This window comes from Polyangiaceae bacterium (assembly GCA_015075635.1).
In the GTDB taxonomy this organism is placed as follows: Bacteria; Myxococcota_A; Polyangia; order Polyangiales; family Polyangiaceae; genus JADJKB01.
The window spans coordinates 1,491,679-1,511,527 of the sequence record JABTUA010000003.1; the positions used below are offsets into that span (position 1 = coordinate 1,491,679).

Genomic DNA, 19,849 nt, shown 5'->3' on the forward strand with positions numbered 1-19,849 from the left:
CGCGGGTTCTCGCGCTCGTGCGGCGGCTCTTGCTCGAGGCCCCGCTGCCCCATGCTCCCTTCACGGCGATGCGACTGACGCAGAAGATCACCCTCTCCATCACCGGCGCCATCGTGCTGCTGATGGCGGCGCACGCCTGGCTTCGCATCGAGCGCGAGGCGAGCTTGTTCGAGCGGGACATCCGCCACGACACGCGCATCTTGGCGGCGTCGGTCGCCCGCGTCGCCGCCAAGACCTGGCGGGTGGACGGAGAGGCCGAAGCCGTGCAGCTCGTGCAGGACGCCAACGAACGGGAGGCGCACGTCGGGATCCGCTGGGTGTGGCTGGACGCCCCGGCGGTCAGCCGGGACCAGGCCGCGCTCGGTCGCGACGAGCAAGCGGCCCTCGACGCCGGGCGCACGGTGACGATTCGAGGGCGACCGCTCGGTCACGCGGTGGATGCCATCTACAGCTATTCTCGGATCCCGGGGCCGCGCCCAGCGGCCGTCGAGGTTCGTGAGTCGCTGGACGAGGAGGTCGCTTACGTGCGGCAGACCGCCTGGCGTGCCTCGATCGAGGCCGCGAGCCTGGTCCTCCTTTGCGGCGCGCTGGTGTTGGGGTTCGGCGCGGTCTTCGTGGGGCGGCCGGCGCAGAAGCTCGCCGCGCAGGCGCGTCGCATCGCGGACGGCGAGCTCTCCGCTCGCTCCGAGCTCGATCAGCGCGACGAGATGGGGGAGCTCGGCCGAGAGCTCGACCGGATGGCGGAGCGCCTCGCCGCCGCGCGCGACTTCGCGGACGAGCAGGTCCGCGCGCGAATCGCGGCGGTGGAGCAGCTGCAGCACGCCGAGCGGTTGACCACGGTGGGCAAGCTGGCGGCCGGCGTCGCGCACGAGATAGGCACTCCGCTCAACGTGATCACCGGTCACGCCCAGCTCATCACCGGCGATTTTCCGCCCGAGAGCGCCGCGCACAAGAGCGCGGGCATCATCGCGGCGCAGGCCCAGCGGGTCGCCGCCATCGTCCGACAGCTCCTCGACTTCGCGCGCCGCAGGGCCCCCAGCCGGGCGCAGCACGACCTGGTCGCGCTGGTGCGGCAGACCGCAGGTGTGCTCACCGCGCTGGCCAAGAAGCAGAGCGTCGAGATCGAGCTCGCGCTGCCCGACGCGCTGCCGGCCCAGGTGGACGCCGTGCAGATCCAGCAGGTCTTGACCAACCTCGCCGTGAACGCCATCCACGCCATGCCGAACGGCGGGAAGCTCACGATCGGCGCGGAGCGCTGCGAGGCGGAACCCCCGCCGGGCCAGGACGGGGCCCGGGGAGAGCTCGCGCGGATCTCGGTGCGCGACCAAGGGACCGGGATCCCTGCGGAGGCACTCGAGCACATCTTCGAGCCCTTCTTCACGACCAAGGACGTCGGCGCGGGCACCGGCCTCGGGCTCTCGGTGGCCCACGGCATCGTGAAGGAGCACCAGGGCTGGATCAGCGTGGAGACCCGGCCCGGTGAGGGCAGCTGTTTCCAGGTATACCTGCCGCTGGAGGCAGCATGACGACCGCGCGCATCCTGATCGCCGACGACGACGCCAGCATGTGCTCCATGTTGAGCGCTCACCTGACCAAGCGAGGATTCGAAGTGGAGACGTTCACTTCCGCGCAGGCCGCCTTCGACGCTCATCGCAGCCGAGACTTCGACGTCGTCGTCACGGATCTGAACATGGCCGGCATGGACGGGCTCGAGCTCTGCGAGCGCGTGGTCCAGAACTCTCCGCAGACGCCGGTGGTGTTGATCACGGCCTTCGGGAGCCTGGAGACCGCCATCGGGGCCATCCGGGCGGGGGCCTACGACTTCGTCCCGAAGCCCTTCGAGATCGAGACCTTCCTGCTGGCCATCGAGCGCGCCGCGCGCCACAGAGAGCTCCAAGCCGAGGTCACCCGGCTACGCAGCGTCGTCGCCGGGGCGTCGCGCTTCGACGACATGCTCGGCGAGAGCGCGGCCATGCGCCGCGTCTTCGAGCTGATCGAGCGCGTCGCGGACTCCGACACCTCGGTGCTGGTGACGGGTGAGAGCGGCACCGGCAAGGAGCTGGTCGCTCGGGCGCTGCACCGCCGGAGCGCGCGCCGGGACGGTCCCTTCGTCCCCGTCAACTGCGCGGCCGTGCCCGAAGCGTTGCTCGAGAGCGAGCTCTTCGGTCACACCCGCGGCGCCTTCACGGACGCCCGCACGGCCCGATCCGGGTTGTTCGTCGAGGCGTCGGGGGGAACGCTGTTCCTGGACGAGCTCGGCGAGATGCCGCTGGGGCTCCAGCCAAAGCTCCTGAGGGCGCTCGAGGAGCGTGTCGTGCGGCCGATCGGCGCGAGCGCCGAGGTCCCCTTCGACGTTAGGCTCGTGGCAGCGACCAACACCGACCTGGAGTCCGCCGTCGAGGAAGGACGCTTTCGCGCGGACCTCTTCTATCGGATCAACGTGCTCCAGATCGATCTCCCGCCGCTCCGCCGCCGCGACAACGACACGCTGCTCTTGGCGCAACGTTTCGTGGAGCAGTGCGCGGAGCGCAGCGGGAAGCGCGTCACGGGGCTCTCGGCGCCGGCCGCGCAGAAGCTCCTGGCGTACGCCTGGCCCGGGAACGTCCGGGAGCTGAAGAACGCCATCGAGCGCGCGGTGACGCTGGCTAGGTACGCCGAGGTCGTGGTCGAGGACCTGCCGGAGAAGATTCAGGACTACCGGCGTTCCCGTAGCGATGGCGACGAGCCCCTGCTTCCCATGGCGGAGGTGGAGCGCCGCCATGTCGGGCGCGTGCTCGAGGCGACGGGGGGTAACAAGGCCGAGGCGGCGCGGATCCTGGGCTTCGACCGCACCACGCTCTACCGCAAGCTCCAGCGCTACGACCTGTAGCGCGGCCCAACGCGGCGTTGCAGATCGCGACACGCGAGCGCATCGCTCCTGCGATATCGGCGCCTTCGAGCACCCGGCACGCGGATTGCAGCACCGGCGCGCGATGACCAAGAAACCCACCCCTGGCCGCGGCACACCCTTGTTCGAGCTGCACGTGGCGGAGTCCCGGCCGCGCGTCCTCTTGGCCGAGGACGACGACGAGATGAGAGCGCTGCTCGTCGCCGGTCTCCGGAGCGACGGCTTCGATGTAATCGAAGCCAAGGACGGCGCCGAGCTCCTCGAGCGTCTCGGAGACCTGTTCAGCGAGGCCGGCGGGGACGAGGGCGTGGACCTCGTGATCTCGGACATCAAGATGCCGTTCTTCGACGGGCTCAGCGTGCTGGCGGGGCTCCGTAGGAACAGCGTCAAGACTCCAGTGATCCTGATCACCGCGTTTGGTGACCAAGAAACGCACGACAAGGCTCGCTCGCTCGGGGCCAGCGCCGTGTTCGACAAGCCCTTCGACCTGAACGACCTCCGGACCTCGGCCTTGCACTTCGCTCGGGTGCGCGCCGCGTGAAGCGTTCGGTCATCCGCGCGTCGGCAGCAGCGGGCCGCGAACTAGGAGCTCCCACGCGAGCGGCGCGAGCAAGGCGACCGCGACCAACCTGGCCTCCGTGCGCAGGACCGAGCTGAGCCCGCAGGTCACGAGGGCTGCGACGAGGATCGAAAGAGCTGCTTCGTGCCGGCCCGAAGTGGTATGCGGTGAAACCCCAGGAGGAGCGGGATGAAGGAAGGGGCAGAAATCAGGAGCGTCCTGCCGGCCCGGCCGATCGAGAAGCTCGTCGGACCCATCGAGCGCTTCCTGCACGTGCAATCGGCGAGCGGGCTGGTGCTGATGGCGTGCACCGTCGTGGCACTCGTGCTGGCAAACTCGCGCTTCGCCCCAGCGGTCCAGGCGTTCTGGGACCAGCGACTGGTCGTCTCCGTCGGCAGCATCGGGCTCGATTACCCGCTCTGGTACTGGGTCAACGACGGCCTGATGACGCTGTTCTTCTTCGTCATCGGGCTGGAGATCAAGCGAGAGATGGTGGCGGGAGAGCTCAGCGAGGCGAAGAACCTCGTGCTCCCGGTCGCCGCCGCCATCGGCGGGGCGCTCGTGCCGGTGCTGGTCTTCCTCTTGTTCCTCCGCGGCGGTCCGGGTGCCCGGGCCTGGGCCGTACCCATGGCCACCGACATCGCCTTCGTCGTGGGGTGCCTGTCGCTCCTCGGTGATCGCGTGCCGCGCGGCCTCAAGGTCTTCGTGCTCTCGCTGGCCATCGTGGACGACATCCTGGCGGTCCTCGTCATCGCGGCGTTCTACTCGTCCGGCCTGAAGCTCCTCGCGCTCGTCGGCGCGGGAGTCGGGCTCGGCGTGGTCGTCGCGCTGAACCGCCTGGGTGTCCGCGCGATCTCGGTCTACGTGTTCGTCGGCGCCATCTCCTGGCTGTTCATGTTGAAGTCCGGCATCCACCCGACGGTCGCCGGCGTGGCGCTCGGCCTCCTCACTCCGGCCTCCGCGTGGACCCCGGATGGCTCGCTTCAGCGAGTGCTGTCGGCGGCGGCGGACGCCGTCGAGGCCGAGAGCGACGCGGCCCGCAAGCAGACGCTCCAGACCGCGCGCTTCGCGGTGCGCGAGGCGGTGTCGCCCCTCGACCGCCTCGAGGCGGGGCTCCACGGGTGGGTGGCCTTCTTGATCATGCCCGTGTTCGCCCTCGCCAACGCCGGCGTCGCCTTCCGGGCCGAGACCTTGGCCTCGCCGCTCGCGCTGGCGGTGGCAGCGGGGCTCGTGCTGGGGAAGCCGATCGGGATCGTGGCCGGCACGCTCCTGGTCGTGAAGGCCGGCTGGTCCAGTCTCCCCGAGGGCACCAGCGCTCGCGCGCTGGTCGCTGCCGGCGCGCTCGCCGGGATCGGCTTCACCATGTCGTTGTTCGTCGCGTCGCTCGGCCTCGAAGGGCAGCTGCTCCAGGAGGTGAAGGGCGGCGTGTTGGTCGGCTCCGCGGTGAGCATGGCCGTCGGCCTGGGTTTGCTCTACCTGTTCCTGCCCAAGGCTCCGGCGAGCTCGGCCTGAGGTCACGCCAGCCGCGCGTCGCGCCTGCGCACGACGAGCTTCCGGAGCTCCTCGACCCAGAGCACCAGGCTCGCCACGGCGCCGATCGCGAACGCTTGCCAGATGCTGATTGTCACTGTGTGGAAGACGTCGCCGAGCGGACGGAAATAGATCACGCTCGCGTGCAGCAGGTTTCCGAGCACGAGGCCGCCGATCAACCAGGGGTTCTTCAGCAGACTGGACCCGAGCGCCGAGCGCTTCTCCGAGCGGCAGCTCAGCACGTTGAACCACTGGCAAACGGCGAGGACCGTGAACGTCTCGGTCTGGGCCACCGCAAAAGGCACGCCGTTCGACAGGCGGTAGGCGAACCAGCCCAGGGTCGAGATGGCGATTGCGGGCACCATGAACGCCATCCGGGAGAGCAGCGCTCGGGTGAGCAGCGGCTCGGTCGGGCTGATGGGCGGCTGATTCATCTCGTCGCCCTCGGCAGGATCCATGATCAGCGTGGCAGTGAGCACGCCGTCGGTGACCAGGTTGATCCACAAGATCTGCACCGCGGCGAGCGGCGGTGGGTACCCGAGCACGAGCGCTGCGAGCAGGAGCAGCACCTCCGCCATGGACGTCGAGAAGAGATAGAGGATCAGCTTCTTGATGTTGCGGTAGACGACGCGCCCTTCCTCCACCGCCGAGACGATGGTGGCGAAGTTGTCGTCGCCGATCACCACCTTGGCCGCCTCCTTGGCCACCTCGGTGCCGGAGAGCCCCATGGCCACGCCCGCGTCTGCTTTGACCAGCGCCGGGGCGTCGTTCACGCCGTCGCCGGTCATCGCGACGACGGCGCCGCGGCTCTGGTAGGCCGAGACGATGCGGAGCTTCTGCGCGGGGTGCACTCGGGCGAAGACCGAGACGCTGTCGATCCGACGCCCGAGCTCGGCATCCGACATCGCCTCGAGCTCGCGTCCGTCGACGGCGATGTCCCCTTCCCGTGCGATGCCGAGCTCCAGCGCGATGGCGTGGCCCGTGACCTTGTGGTCTCCGGTCACCATGACCGGGCGGATGCCCGCCGCTCGACACTGCGCCACCGCCTGCTTGACCTCGAGGCGTGGCGGGTCGATTTGCCCGACCAGTCCCAAGAGCGTGCAGCGGCCCCGGAACCCGGCGAACCCGAGGCGCCCGTCCACCGTGCCCTCGGCGACGGCGACCGCGAGCACGCGCAGCGCGCGGGCGGCCATGTCGTCCACCGCGCGGTGGAACGCCAGGCGTTCCTCGTCGCCGAGCTCGCCCCCGCCCTCTGCGGAGCGGCACAGCTCCAGCACTGCCTCGGGGGCTCCCTTGATGAAGACCCGCGGCCCCTCGGGGGTGTCGTGTTGGGTGGCCATCAACTTGGCGGCGGAGTCGAACGGGATCTCCGCGCGCCGAGGGAGCCGCTCTCGGAGCTGGCTCGGGATGACCCCGGCCTTGAGCGCCAGCACGATCAGCGCGACCTCCGTGGGATCACCGAGCGGCTTCCAGCGTGGCTCGGAGTCCTCGGGACCGATGAGCTCCGCGTCGTTGCACAGGGCCACTGCCTCGACGAGGGCCCGGAGCTCGGGCTCGGCCGCGAGCTCGAGCTCACGCTCGCCGTCCAAGAGCTGGCCTTCGGGCTCGTAGCCGACGCCCGTGACCGCGACCTCCCGCCCGTCCGGGAAGCAGAGGCGGGTGACGGTCATCTCGTTGCGGGTCAGCGTGCCGGTCTTGTCGCTACAGATGACCGTCGTCGAGCCCAGCGTCTCGATGGCGGCCAGGCGTCTGACTACGGCGCGGCGGCGCGCCATGCGCTGGACGCCCACCGCGAGCGCGACGGTGACGGCCACCGGCAAGCCCTCGGGGATCATCGACACGACTTGACTGATGCCCACCATCACGATCTGAGCGAAGGACAAGCCGCGCAGGAGGCCGACGGCGAGGATCAACACGAAGATCCCGGCAGCCGCCAACATGATGTAGCGCCCGAACTGCGCGATGCGGCGCTCGAGCGGCGTCTCGAGCTCCTCGGCGCCCTCGGCCAGCGTCGCGATGTGTCCGATCTCGGTGGCCAGGCCCGTAGCGACGACCACTGCCCGCGCACGGCCGGCGGTGACGTGAGTCCCGGCGTAGGCCATGTTTCGCCGATCGGCGAGCGGCGTGTCGGGAGCCAGCGGCTGGAGCGCCTTGGTCACCGGCACCGACTCGCCGGTCAGCGCGGCCTCGGCGATCTGCAGGGCCGTCCCGTCGAGCAGCCTGGCGTCGGCCGGGACGGCGTCGCCCGCCTCGAGCACCACGATGTCGCCCGGGACCACGCTCCGGACGTCGGTCTTGGTCTCTCGGCCGTCGCGCACGACCCGCGCCTCGTGCGTCGCGAGCTTCCGCAGGGCCTGGAGGGAGCGCTCCGCCCGACCTTCCTGAAACGAGCCGACGAGCGCGTTGAGCAGGACCACGGCCAGGATGACGGCCGAATCGCTGGTGTGGCCCAGCAGGAACGCGACGCCGGCCGCCACGAAGAGCAGGTAGATGAGCGGGCTCTTGAACTGATCGACGAACACGGCGAGCACGGAGCGCTGCTTCGGCTCCGGCAAGGCGTTCGGGCCGAAGTGAGCGAGCCGGCGACGGGCCTCCGCTTCGCTCAGGCCGACGACGGCGTCCGCGTCCGCGGCTGCCAGGGCTTCTTCATCGTGCAGCGCGTGCCAATGGCGGTGCTCGGTCTCGCCTCTGGGCTCTGCGCTCACGGCATTGATCCCTGGCATGACACCGCTCGCTTTCGTTCGCGCATGGTCCTCAGCAGGTTCCGTGCCACTCGTCACTGCGCGTGTGCGTGCACACCGCGCCGGCGCGGACGCAGGCTTTGCGTTCGGGTGCGTGGGTTCGGCAGGCACTGCGGTGCGCGCCCTGGCACGCCGGATGCTAGGTGACGGGCATGCGAGAGACGAAGGCCGCCCGTCCTTTGAGCAGGGTGCTCGTGCCCGTGGACTTCTCCAAGAACGCGGAGCACGCGCTCCGCCGAGCGCTGCTCATGCCGCTCGCCCCGCGCGCAACGCTGTCCGTCTTGCACGTGATCCCGCCAGGCCTGCCGGCGAAGCTCCGCGCGCGAGCCTGGAGCGACGCCGATCGCGCGCTCACCGAGCTCGTGGCGCGGGTGAGCGCGAGACATGCGGAGCAGCACGTCACTTTGACCCCGGAGCTCTTGACCGGCGAGCCCTTCGTCGAAATCATCCGCCGCGCTCGGCAGTTGCGCGCGGAGCTCATCGTGCTGGGGCGACGTGGTGCCCGATCGATACGCGGCATGGTCCTCGGGACGACGGCCGAACGCATCGTCCGCAAGGGGGATGTCCCGGTGCTCGTGGTGAGCTCGAAGCCCATCCAGCGCTATCGAAGGCCGCTGATCGCGACGGATCTCGAGGACGCCGCGCCGCGGACCTTCGACCTCGCGCTCCGGGTGTTGGGGTCAGAGGTGCCGACTGTCCACGTCGTGCACGCCTACCACGTGCCCTTCGAGGGGCTAGTGACGCCGACCTTGACGATCCGGGAGGTGAGCGGGTACCGGCGGTCGTTCCACGCCAAGGCCAAGGCCGGGCTCGAGTCGATGCTGGCAGAGCGCCAGGGCACCGGACAGCGCTGGAGCGGTGAGGTCGCCGCGGGCGACGCCCGCGGCGTCATCCTCGCTGCGGCCGCGCGCCGGCGCGCGGATCTGATCGCGCTGGGCACGCACGGCCGGAGCGGGCTGGCGCGTGCGCTGGTAGGCAGCGTCGCAGAGTATGTGATCCACGCTGCGCGCTGCGACGTGCTGGTCTCGCGCCCGGTACGCTTCTCCTTCGCGCTGCCTTGAGGTGCCGCCCACCGACCGGCGTGGTGTAGCAACTTGCATCGCAGGTGGGACAATGCCTCGCAACCCTGGTCGTTGCGCGTGCTCCGGCCGACGACGCGGAAGGTCGGGCCTTGGCACGGCGAGTGCAATTCGTCGGCTCGAAAGGAGTCGCCATGGCCCATCCTCATCACGACGACATCCGTCGTCCGCCCCCGCTGTGGCCGACGTGGACCACTTGGGTCTACATGGCCTTCGCACTCGCCGTGGCCGTCGGCACCGTCGTCGGCTTCTGGTACTGGTCGCAGCTGCATTGACTCGCGCTCACGTCATGTCGTGGCTCTCCTCGGTTCGCCGCCCGCGGGACTCCGGCGCGGGCGGCGGCGCGGCAGGCACTTCGTGGTCCATCACGTCGAGGTGGTGGCTCGTGCGCCAGAAGTGATACGCGAGGCGATCGACCCAGCGCAGCGCCTCGAGCAGGTTCTCTGCCGCCGCCGGGGAGAGCGCGCCTTCCGCGGTGCGGGTCAGGAGCAGTGGACGGGCGTCGCGCCGCAGCTGGGCGATCTCCCTCGAGGCCGCCTCGAGATCGGGCTCTTCGGCCCCCGGCGCTCGGAGCCACGCCGTCAGGTCGTCCAGGCAGCCGCGCAGCCGCTCGGTGGCGTCACCGCACTCCTCGGACTCGAGCGCGCGGCGGGCGTTGCGAGTCTCGGCGAACGCCTCCACCAGCCGGTGCAGGTGATCGACGGCGTGCAGCACCGCGACGTGTTGGCGGCGCTCGTGGGCTGCGACGGGATCGGATTGGAGCGATGTGAGGCGCTCCCGAACTGCTCCGAGCGCCATCCCGACCGCCTCCGTTCGTGCGGTCACGTCGCGAGTCGCGCCGACGGAGACCAGCTCCCGCGCGGCCGTCGCTGCCTCCAGCGTGATGTCCCGCAGCGTGAGCCGGGCCGCCTCCAGCAGCACGGTCGGTTGAGACGTCTGCCCCACCGCCAGGTGTCGGGTCAGCGCCTCGCCTCGCTCGGGCACGCGGCGCTCGATGAAACGTCCCAGCGGGTCGGCCAGGGGAGCGAAGATCAGCACGCCCAGCAGGTTGAATGCCGTGTGAAATGCCGCGAGCTGCATGGCAGCGTCCAGCTCCTCGGTCGCGGACCTCACCAGCCAGACGAACAACGGCAGCATCAGCAGCGCCACGACCGCGGTCAGCAGGTTGAAGGCGACGTGCGCGAGCGCGGTGCGCTTCGCCGCCGCCGAGCCGCCGAGGGAGCCCACCACGGCGGTGACCGTCGTCCCGACGTTCTGGCCGATCACCAGCGCCGCCGCGTGATCGAGCGTGATGCTGCCTGACGCGATCGCCGCCAGGGTGGTGGCGACGGCGGCGCTCGACGACTGCATGATCACGGTCATCACGATGCCGATCAGTACGAGCAGCGCGTAGCCGAGCACGCCGACGTTGGCGAAGCGCGCCGGGTCGAAGCGGGTGGTCAGGCCCTGCATGCCGAGTTGGAGCACGTCGATGCCGACGAACACGAGACCGAAGCCCGCGAGCGCGGTCCCGATGGGAACGAGCTTGCCCCTGCCGAACAGCCTGCTCAGCGCGCCGAGTCCCACCATCGGCAGCGCGAAGACGTTCATCTGCACCTTCAGCCCGATGCCTGCGACGATCCACGCCGTGGTCGTCGTCCCCAGGTTGGCGCCGAACACGATCCCCAGGGACTGGCGAAAGGTGAGGAGCCCCGCGCCGACGAAGCCGATGACGGCGAGCGTGGTGGCGCTCGACGACTGCACCAGTCCGGTCACGGCCGCTCCTGTTCCGATGGCCGACAAGCGCGTCCGCGTGTAGCGGCGGAGCGCGGATCGCAAGCCGTCGCCGGCCAGGGCCTGAAGCCCCTCGGTGAGCAGGAGCATTCCCAGGAGGAAGAGCCCCACCCCGCCCAGCAGCGTTCCGAGCATCTGGGGGGACTCTAAGACACTGCCGCAGCGGAGGCTCTCACTCGTTTCCCGCCGTTCGCTCCAGAGCCGAGCAGGAAGCGCCGGGCGAGAGGTCCAACCTGACGCGGGAGTGCGCCGGCCGCGCCGGTATTCGCGTGGGCCTTGCCCTCCGTGGCGGCTCGCGATCCGCTTGCGTGAGGCCGCGAACGTCGAGTCAGAAGCTGAACGCGAAGGACTTCGTCTCTGGCGGGCCCTTGCCCCACGGATGCTCGGAGCTGCGGACCACCGCGCACCCGGCGAAACAGGGGTATGGCCTGGGGCTCACGCTGACGCTCGACGCCTGACCAATCTCGTTCAGCTTGACGGTGATGGTCGCCGAGTAGCTACCGGCGTCCGGCTTCGCGCCTTCGTTGCCCTTCCAGCACTGGTTGATCTTGTCCTTGTACCAGGACAGCTTGTAGTCGCGGGTCGGGTAGTCGGAGACGTCCTTCATCGCGATCGCCGTGGAGGAAGGCGCCGGAGTCGCGCTCGGCGCAGCGGTGGCGGTGGCGGTGGCGGTGGCGCTAGCCGCGCCCGGGGCAGCCGGCGCCGTCGGGCTCTGCGCGGTCACCTTCTTCGCGCCGGTCGTGCTGCCTTGCTCGGCCGCTGCGGTCGCCGCGACGCCGGGCGCCTCGTCAGGGGCCGCTGCGGTCGGGCCGGCGTTGCCAGACGGCGCGATCGCCGCGGGTTTTGCATCGCCCTCCATCGTGTAGAAGTAGCCGAACGCGACGGCGGCGACGGCCACGACCGCGACGCCGCCGACGAGCAGGAGCCCGAGCCCCGCGAGCACCCAGCGCAGCGCCTTGCCGCCCTGGGCCGGCCGAGCGACCGCTCCGGTGTGCAGCGTGGAAGCGGGGGCGGTGGCGCTGAACGCAGCCGGCACCGACGGCGTCGCGCTCGGAAGAGTCGCTGCGGCGGCGCCTGCACCCGCAGAGGGCAGGGTCAGCGTGGGCGAGAGGGGGTTCAGCACCGGGTGCAGCGCGGCCAGGACGGCAGTCGCGTCCGCGAAACGATGCGCGGGCTCGCGCACGACCGTCCGCCCGAACCAATCGTCGAAGCCCGGAGGGAGCAGCCCGGCTGCGCCCAGCTCCGATGCGCGCGCCGAGGCCGGCGCCAGCGGGTCGAACATGACCTCCTTGAGCAGGCCTTGCAGCGTCGCGTCCGGGGCGCTCGCGCTCCGCCAGTAGTGGCGGGCGGTGAGGCAATGGAACACCACGAGGCCCAGCGCCCAGACGTCGGCGGGCGGACCCACGCCGGCCGCAGACGCCTGCTCGGGCGCCATCCACAGCGGCGAGCCGATGGCGCCAGTGGCGCCGCCCTGGCCGCGCACGTCCTCGGTCAGCTTGGCGATGCCAAAGTCGAGGATCTTGAGCGTGAAGGGGATTCCTTCGCGCCGCGGTGCCGCCAGGTAGATGTTCTCCGGCTTGATGTCTCGGTGGACCAGGCCCGTGGCGTGCGCGGCGCCGAGCGCGTGACAGAGCTGGCGCAGGACCTCGAGCACCTCGGCTGGGCGCATGGGTCCGGTGCGCGCCAGGCGATCGGCCAGCGTCTCGCCTTCGAGCAGCTCCATCGCAAGCCACGGGGCGCCGGAGGCGGCGTCCACGCCGGCCGCCACCACCTCGACCACGTGATCGCTCTGGATGCGCGAGGCCACACGGGCTTCCTGCTCGAAGCGCTCGCGAGACTTCTCGTTCTGGAGCAGGGACGGCAGGAGCAGCTTCAGCGCGCGCTTGCGGCCAGTGCTGAGCTGCTCCACCACGTACACCGCGCCCATGCCGCCCATGGCGAGGGCGCGCTCGATGCGAAAGTCGCCACCGAAGACGTCGCCCGGCTGGAGGCCATGGGGGTGAAACACGACCGGCTCAGTCTAGCCCCAGCGGCGGGCGCTGACGAGGCTCAGAGCCGCGTCGCGACTCCCGCCCCCCACCAGGAGTTGCTGGTGGTCTTGAGCAGCGTGGTCGCGCCCGTCTTGATGTCGATCTCGAGCACCGCGCCGGAGGCGTCGAAGCCGAACACTTTTCCCTGCCAGCCCGCCAGGCCGTAGAGGCTGCTGTAGCCGGTGACCGTGCCGACCTCTCCAGTGACCTTGCCGGTCATGGGATCGACCGACACGATCACGTCCGACGCCGAGCCGGTCTTGTCCACCGAACCGTAGGTGCCGACGCCTTCGATCGAGAAGGCGTCTCCGCTCGAAGAGTAGCCTGCGCCGTAGCTGCCGAGCGAGGTGAGCTGCGCGGTGCCGCTGCCCGAGAGCGTGACCTTGTACCAGGCGCCGCTGTTGGCGATGGCCACCAACGTGTCGAGATACGGGTGGTGCGTGCCGGGCGGCAACATGGTCAGCCCGTTGAAGCTCTGCGGAAGTGTCGCGAGCGGGTAGCAGGTCGCGGTGTCGGCGTCGCAGGTGTAGAGGTCCGTGAAGGTGACGCCGTAGAGCACGCCCCATTGATCGACCGCCAGGTCGGTCATCGAGCCCGAGTAGCCCGAGCCCTTGAAATTCCCGATCTCCGTGATGGCGTAGCTCGTGACGTCCATCGTGAAGAGCTTGCTCGAGGTGTGCGGGTAGACCACGTTCGCCATCGCGATCTTCGGCTTGGTGGCGTCGTTGGGGAAGGGGTCGGCCACGTCCGGCACGCCGTCTTTGTCCGAGTCCACGAGCTCGCAGCTCACGGCGACGTTGGTCACGTCGGCGGTACCCACGGTCCCGCTTCCGTTCTGCACCGTGCAGCTCTGCGCGGGGTTGGTCGGTTGCGCGGAGACGCTGACCGCGTAGGGATTGCCGGTGTTGACCTGCGTCGGAAAAGTGAACGGGCCGCTCTTGGCCACGGCGATCTCGTCGGTGCCGTTGTTCTGGAGCTTGAGCCCGGTCCCGAACAGGCCGACCACCGCGCCGCCGATGGTGTGCGGTCCGCTGGTGCCGCCTCCCGAGCCGCCGGTACCCGAGCCGCCGGTACCCGCGCCGCCGGTGCCCGAGCCGCCGGTGCCCGCCGCGCCGCCGCTGCCGGCCGCGCCGCCGCTCCCGCTGGCGCCGCCAGCGCCCGCCGCGCCACCCACGCTCGAGCCGCCGCTGCCTGATGCCCCACCGCTGCCGCTCGTGGCGCCGGTGCCCGAGCCACCGCCGCCGCCAGTCCCCGGCTTCGAGCCGCCGTCGTCGCTGGTGCTCCCGCACGCGAAGACTCCGAGAGAAAGCAGCGTTCCGCAGAGTGCAAAGCCCAGTCGCGCCATGCCCGTGCACCTACTCGGGACCGCCAGGGCGGGCAAGGCGCAGCGCGGCAATTTCAGGAGCTTTCAGCCCCCAAGGTGCATCAGCCCGCGCAGGCCCACGAAGTACACCTGCGTCGCCCGCGCGTCGTAGCCAAAAAACTTCTGCACGTAGCCCGCTTCCACCGAGAGGTGTTCGCTGACGAGGAAGTACGGCAGGAGCGCCACGGCGAAACGGGCAGCCCGGATGCGGTCCCGAGACTGCTCCGGTGTGCCACCTGGCTGAGGCAGCACGGCCGGGCTGTAGGCCCGGTCGTAGCGTTCGTCGAAGCGCTCGTGGATGTCACCTTCGACGTACGGGCCGAGCTTCACCCCAGCCTTCCACGGCAACAGCCAGCGTCGGGTCTTGAAGTCGAACAGGCTCGAGAGCGCAGCGGCGCCGTTCTGCTCCTTGCCGAAGGGCCGCGTTCCGGAGCCCAAGTAGAACGTGGTCTCGAAGCCGAGCCACGTCTGGAGCTCGACGCCGACGTTGAAGCCTCCCGCGATGTAGTCGATGCGGGGGTTCTCGAACTTCTCCAGGTCCATGCCGAAGGGCACGCTGCCCTTCAGGAAGAAGCCCAGGGCGAACTTGGGATCGTGGATCACGGCGAACGAGATCGTCGCGCTGGCGATGGTGCCGCGGTCCTCCGGGTAGAATTCGCACACGCCGCCGCCCAGGTACCTCGCGCCTGCGGCGCACTCGGAGCCAATCGTTCCCGGTGGGGACGAGCCCGGCGGGCCGACCTGCCACTCGTCCGGATCGTTCCTCTCCGCAGGGGTCTGAAAGTGGGTCGCCTCCAGGCGCGCCGAGAAGAACTCGAGCGGCCCCACGTCGCCGAAGGTGTAGCCCACGCCGAGCTTGTACTCGTACCAGCCCCGGGTCTTCATGAACGACGCCTGGTTCTCGTTCGGCTCGGTCTTGCCGCGCTCGGCGGTGACCACCGCGTTCAGGTCGAGCTCACCTGGATGCCCGCCGACGGGTGTGCCGACGAAGGCGGAGGCGTTCGACGGGCTTTGTGCCCAGGCGACGATCCCGAGTGCCAGCAGCTTTCGCATCCCGCCCTTTACGCCGCGGAGCACTCGCGGGTTACGGCACCGGGACGACGCGACGCAGCAAGCCTTGACTCCCGCGCCGGCATGGGTGACCGAAGGGACCCTTTACGCATGCCCAAGCACCCGCCGATCGTTCCGAGAGCTCCCGCCAGCCCGAGTCCGCTCGACCTGGGGCGCGTGCTCTCGGGCCGCCGGCTGGTGGTGGTCGGCGGCACGGGCTTTCTGGGCAAGGTCTGGTGGACGTTCCTGCTCTACCACTACCCGGCGCTCGAGCGGATCCACCTGGTGGTGCGGCCGCGCGGCAACCAGACGGCGGAGCAGCGCTTCTGGAAGGACGTCGTCGGCAGCGAGCTGATGGCCCCGCTCCGGGAGCGCCACGGCCCGGGCTTCGACGCCTTCATCCGCGAGAAGGTCGTGCCCGTCGGCGGCGACGTGGTGCAGCCGTTCTGCGGCCTCGACGCCTCGCTGCGCGACGAGCTGCGTGGCTCCGTGGACGCCGTGGTGAACGCCAGCGGTGTCGTGGACTTCGACCCGCCGCTGGACGAGGCGCTCGAGGTCAACGCCTTCGGCGTGCAGAACCTGGTGGCGCTGGCTCGGGACCTCGGCTCCGTGCCGTTCCTGCACACCAGCACCTGCTTCGTCGCCGGCGCGCGCACAGGCTTCATCGAGGAGCTCGATCCGCGCGAGCACCCGTTCCCCCGGGCCGGCGAGCTGGAGCGAGCGCACTGGGAGCCGGACCGGGAGATCGCCGAGTGCCTCGACGTGATCGAGCAGGCGCGGCATCGCTCGAGCGACGCCTTCCGGCAGAGCCGCTTCCTGGACGAGGCCAAGAAGAACTTGGCGAGCCGCGGAGAGCCCGCGCGCGGCAGCTCGCTGGAGGCCGAGATCGAGCGCGTAAAGCGCAAGTTCGTCGAGGCGCGGCTGGCCGAGATGGGCATGGAGCGCGCGAACTTCTGGGGCTTCCCCAACACGTACACGTACACCAAGGCCATCGGCGAGCAGATCGTCGCGTCCTCCGCGCTGCCCCACACCATCGTGCGTCCCGCCATCGTCGAGAGCACGGTGAAGTTCCCGTTTCCCGGCTGGAACGAGGGCATCAACACCAGCGCGCCGCTGATCTATGCGCTGCGCGAGGGGCAGACCCAGATCCCGGGCGGCGACAACTACCTGGACATCATCCCCTGCGACATGGTCGCCGGCGGCATGACGCTCGCGCTCGGCGAGCTGCTCGAAGGCACGCAACCCCCCGTCTACCAGCTTGCCTCGAGCGACACGAACCCGATGACCATGCGCCGGGCCTTCGAGCTGTCGGGCCTCTACAAGCGCAAGTACTACCAGCGCACGGGGCGTGGCGGGCCCATCCTGAGCGCGCTCCAGGCGCACTTCGAGGGCGCCTTGCTCGACGACAAGCAGTTCGACGCCTACGGCCCGAAGAAGATCGCGGAGGGCGTGAGCCTCGCCGCGCGCTTGTTGAAGAAGGCGGCCATCGGACCGGCGGCGCCGCTGCTGACTCCCACGGCAAAGGCGCTCGAGAGCTTCGCCGACGGGCAGCGCAAGGTCGGCGACGTGCTCGGTGCCTTCGTGCCGTTCACCGCCGTCTACGACTACGTGTTCCGCTGCGACAATACGCGGGCGGCCTACGCGCGCCTCTCGGACGGCGACCGCGCGAAGATCTTCTGGGAGCCCGAGAGCATCGACTGGCGCAGCTGGTTCCTGGACGTCCACATCCCCGCCCTCGAAAGATGGGTGTTCCCGCAGATCGACGACCGACTCAAGCGCCCGCGCCGGGCGCCCGAGCCGCACGCCACGCTGACCGCCCTGCTCGACGAGATGGCCGATCGCTTCGAGCTGGCGGTGGCCCTGCAACGCACGGAGTCCGCGGGCCTGTCGCGCATCAGCTTCCGCGACTGGCAGGAGCGCGCCCTCGCCTGCGCCGCCCGTCTGCGCGAGGAGGGCGTGGCGCCGGGCGATCGCGTGCTGCTCGCCGGGTCGAACCACCCGGCGTGGCCGATCGCGTTCTTCGGCGTCCTGTACGCCGGCGCGACCGTGGTGCCGCTCGAGGCCGGCGTCGAGGCGGACGTCGTCGAGAACCTGCGCCAGGCCTCCGGCGCCAAGCTGTTTCTGGCCGATCACGCCGTGACCGAGCGCGTGCGCCCGCTCGCGTCGCGGGACCTCGCCTGGATGGACCTTTGGCAGGCATCGAGGCCGGGTGAGCCGCTCGCCGAGCCCGCGGAGCCCCGCTCGGATCAGGTCGCGGCGTTGATCTACACCAGCGGCACCACCGGCGTGCCCAAGGGCGTGATGCTGTCGCACGCGAACCTCACGGCGTTGGTCGCGTCGCTGGCGCCGCTCTTCCCGCTCGGCAAGGGCGATCGTGTGCTCTCGGTGCTGCCGCTGCACCACACCTTCGAGCTGACCTGCGGCATGCTGCTGCCGCTCTCGCGCGGCGCGCGCATCGTCTACCTCGACGAGCTCACCGCAGAGCGCCTGGAGCTGGGCCTGAAGAGCGGGCGCATCACCGCCATGATCGGCGTGCCTGCGCTGTGGGACATGCTGGAGCGACGCGTGAGCGCCAAGGTCGCCGAGCGCGGGCGCTTCGCGTCGCAGGTCTTCGACGTCGCGGTGGAGCTGAACCGCTCGCTCGGCAAGTCCCTGGGCATCGACGCCGGCAAGCTGCTGTTCGGCCCGGTGCACGAGGGCCTGGGCGGTCACCTGCGCTACCTGGTCAGCGGCGGCGCCGCGCTGCCCGAGAAGACGCACCACCTGTTCGCGGGCCTCGGCCTACACCTGGCCGAGGGCTACGGGCTCACCGAGGCTTCCCCGGTGCTGACGGTGGCGTCCGGCGGTCCCAAGGCGCGCGCCGGCCACGTCGGCAAGCCGATCCCCGGCGTCGAGATCCGCATCCACGAGCCCAACAACCAGGGCGTGGGCGAGGTGCTCGCCCGCGGCCCGAACGTGATGCTCGGTTACTCCGACGACGAAGAGAGCACGCGCCGCGTGATCGACGCGGACGGTTGGCTCCACACCGGCGACCTGGGCAAGCTCGACAAACACGGGCAGCTGGTCATCGTCGGCCGCGCCAAGGACGTGATCGTCGCGTCGAACGGCGAGAACGTGTACCCGGACGACGTCGAGGCGCGTCTCGGCAGCGTCGAGCACGTGGCGGAGCTCGCCATCCTGGGCATCGACGACCCGCGGGGCGGCGAGCGCGTGGCCTGCGTGGCGGTGCCGGCGGAGGACGACGGCGTCCCCCGGGCGGAGCGGCACCAGCTCGCCAAGAGGTCGCTGGACAAGGCCCTGGCGAAGCTCCCGGCCTCACAGCGACCCGCCCTGGTCACTCTGCTCGACGCCAAGCTGCCGCGCACCACCACACGCAAGGTGAAGCGCAACGAGGTGCGGCGACTGATCGAGCGTGTGGCGCCGCTGTCGGAGCGACCGCCACGGCTGCGCGACGCGAGCCACCTGGACGGCCCCGCTCAGAGCGTGCGCGCGGCCGTGGCGGCCATCACCCGGCGCGAGCCGGGCACGCTCGACCCCGGCATGGGCCTCCGCGCCGATCTCGGCTTCGACTCGCTCATGCTGCTCGAGCTCCTGGTGGCGCTCGAGGCGCAGCTGGGGGGCTCGGTGGACGCCGAGCGCCTGAACGCCTGCGTCACCATCGGCGACGCCGAGGCGCTGGTGCGCGAGACTCGGGCGGGCCGTCGCGCCTCGCGCACCGCGAGCATCGAGTCGCTGGACGAAGAGCCGCTCACGCTGCCGCCGCCGATGCGCGAGGCCGCCATGCACTGGCTCGGCCGCGCGCAGATGGGCTTCTACGACCGCGTGCTGCACACCGAGGTCACCGGCCGCGCCTTCATCCCCCACAACCGCAACGTGCTAGTGGCGGCGAACCACGCGAGCCACCTGGACATGGGCCTGGCAAAATACGCGCTGGGCAGCTACGGCGACGGGCTGGTCTCGCTCGCGGCACAGGACTACTTCTTCGAGGGCAACCGCTGGCGCAAGGCCTACTTCGAGAACCTGACGAACCTGGTGCCGATGTCGCGCAGCGGCTCGTTGCGCCAGAGCTTGCGCCAGGCCGCGGAGCTGCTCGAGCAAGGCAAGACGCTGCTGATCTTCCCGGAGGGGACGCGCAGCCCCGACGGCGAGGTGAAGGAGTTCAAGAGCGCGGTTGGCTACCTCGCGCTTCAGAACCGCGTGGACATCTTGCCGCTCTACCTGGGTGGGACCTTTGCTGCGCTGCCCAAGGGCGTCACGCTCCTGCGCCGACGTGACGTCTCGGCCCGCATCGGCCCGCCGCTCGAGAGCCACGACCTCGAACGACTGACCCGCGGCAAGGGCGCGAGCGAAGCCTCCCGCGTGGTCGCCGACCTCGCGAGGCGAGCCGTGACCGCGCTGTCGCGCGGGGAGATCTTCGACATCTCGAAGGTCGATTCGCTCGACGCGCTGCCCGAGTCGGAGCACGACGACTCGCTGGCTCCGGTGTTCGGCGAGCTCGAGCGGCGCTTCGTGCCGAACGCCGTGGAGGAGCCGGTGAGCTTCTATTTCTCGCTGGGCGAGAGCGAGCGCTGGACGCTGCGCATCGAGCCCGAGCGCTGCCAGGTGACCCCGGGCAAGGCCGTCGAGAGCGCCGACTGCGTGCTCAAGACCACGCCGGGGATGTTCCGGCGCATCGTGCGCGAGGCCTACACGCCGAGCCCCCAGGAGTTCATCTCGGGCGCCGTGAAGAGCAACAACATCGAGCTCCTGATGGTGTTCCAGCGCGCCTTCCGGCTCGACAGCCCCAGCGACGAGCTCCGAGGTGAGGCGTGAGCCGGAGCAACGGCAACGGCCGGCG

Annotated in this window: 11 protein-coding genes and 1 pseudogene; 7 read left to right on the forward strand and 5 right to left on the reverse strand. The window is 70.4% G+C overall.

The window, feature by feature from the left end; all coding sequences use genetic code 11:
* Positions 1-17 precede the first annotated feature (17 nt).
* The 4 genes from HS104_37290 to nhaA all read left to right on the forward strand — a co-directional run bounded on the left by HS104_37290 (position 18) and on the right by nhaA (position 4,958).
* The gene (locus tag HS104_37290; protein MBE7485613.1) at positions 18-1,526 is read left to right on the forward strand and encodes a HAMP domain-containing protein; all 1,509 of its coding nucleotides are present in this window, start codon (positions 18-20) and stop codon (positions 1,524-1,526) included.
* Entirely contained in the window at positions 1,523-2,869 is a 1,347-nt protein-coding gene (locus HS104_37295; protein ID MBE7485614.1) for a sigma-54-dependent Fis family transcriptional regulator, read from the forward strand. Before HS104_37290 ends, HS104_37295 begins: the two co-directional genes overlap by 4 nt.
* Before the next feature lie 103 nt (positions 2,870-2,972).
* Entirely contained in the window at positions 2,973-3,428 is a 456-nt protein-coding gene (locus HS104_37300; protein ID MBE7485615.1) for a response regulator, read from the forward strand.
* A 207-nt stretch (positions 3,429-3,635) separates the two neighbouring features.
* Positions 3,636-4,958: a Na+/H+ antiporter NhaA gene (gene nhaA, locus HS104_37305; GenBank protein ID MBE7485616.1), complete on the forward strand. Its 1,323-nt coding sequence runs from the start codon at positions 3,636-3,638 to the stop codon at positions 4,956-4,958.
* A 2-nt stretch (positions 4,959-4,960) separates the two neighbouring features.
* Here the strand turns inward: nhaA and HS104_37310 are convergent, their stop codons facing one another.
* A complete protein-coding gene (locus HS104_37310; GenBank protein MBE7485617.1) occupies positions 4,961-7,699 on the reverse strand; it encodes an HAD-IC family P-type ATPase in 2,739 nt (912 codons plus the stop codon).
* Between the two features lie 170 nt (positions 7,700-7,869).
* Between HS104_37310 and HS104_37315 the strand changes: the two genes are divergently transcribed.
* Positions 7,870-8,778: a universal stress protein gene (locus HS104_37315; GenBank protein ID MBE7485618.1), complete on the forward strand. Its 909-nt coding sequence runs from the start codon at positions 7,870-7,872 to the stop codon at positions 8,776-8,778.
* A gap of 152 nt (positions 8,779-8,930) precedes the next feature.
* Entirely contained in the window at positions 8,931-9,071 is a 141-nt protein-coding gene (locus HS104_37320; protein ID MBE7485619.1) for a hypothetical protein, read from the forward strand.
* A 7-nt stretch (positions 9,072-9,078) separates the two neighbouring features.
* Here the strand turns inward: HS104_37320 and HS104_37325 are convergent, their stop codons facing one another.
* The 4 genes and pseudogenes from HS104_37325 to HS104_37340 form a co-directional block, all read right to left on the reverse strand.
* On the reverse strand, positions 9,079-10,704 hold the full coding sequence (locus tag HS104_37325; GenBank protein MBE7485620.1) for a Na/Pi cotransporter family protein: 1,626 nt from the start codon (positions 10,702-10,704) through the stop codon (positions 9,079-9,081).
* Between the two features lie 193 nt (positions 10,705-10,897).
* Positions 10,898-12,577, reverse strand: a complete 1,680-nt coding sequence (locus HS104_37330) for a serine/threonine protein kinase (GenBank protein ID MBE7485621.1) — start codon at positions 12,575-12,577, stop codon at positions 10,898-10,900.
* 1,070 nt (positions 12,578-13,647) lie between these two features.
* Positions 13,648-13,851 (reverse strand): annotated as a pseudogene (locus HS104_37335) (endoglucanase).
* 156 nt (positions 13,852-14,007) lie between these two features.
* Positions 14,008-15,015: a hypothetical protein gene (locus tag HS104_37340; protein MBE7485622.1), complete on the reverse strand. Its 1,008-nt coding sequence runs from the start codon at positions 15,013-15,015 to the stop codon at positions 14,008-14,010.
* Between the two features lie 108 nt (positions 15,016-15,123).
* On the opposite strand from HS104_37340, the gene HS104_37345 reads away from it, so the two are divergent.
* Positions 15,124-19,824: an AMP-binding protein gene (locus HS104_37345; GenBank protein ID MBE7485623.1), complete on the forward strand. Its 4,701-nt coding sequence runs from the start codon at positions 15,124-15,126 to the stop codon at positions 19,822-19,824.
* Positions 19,825-19,849: the final 25 nt, after the last annotated feature.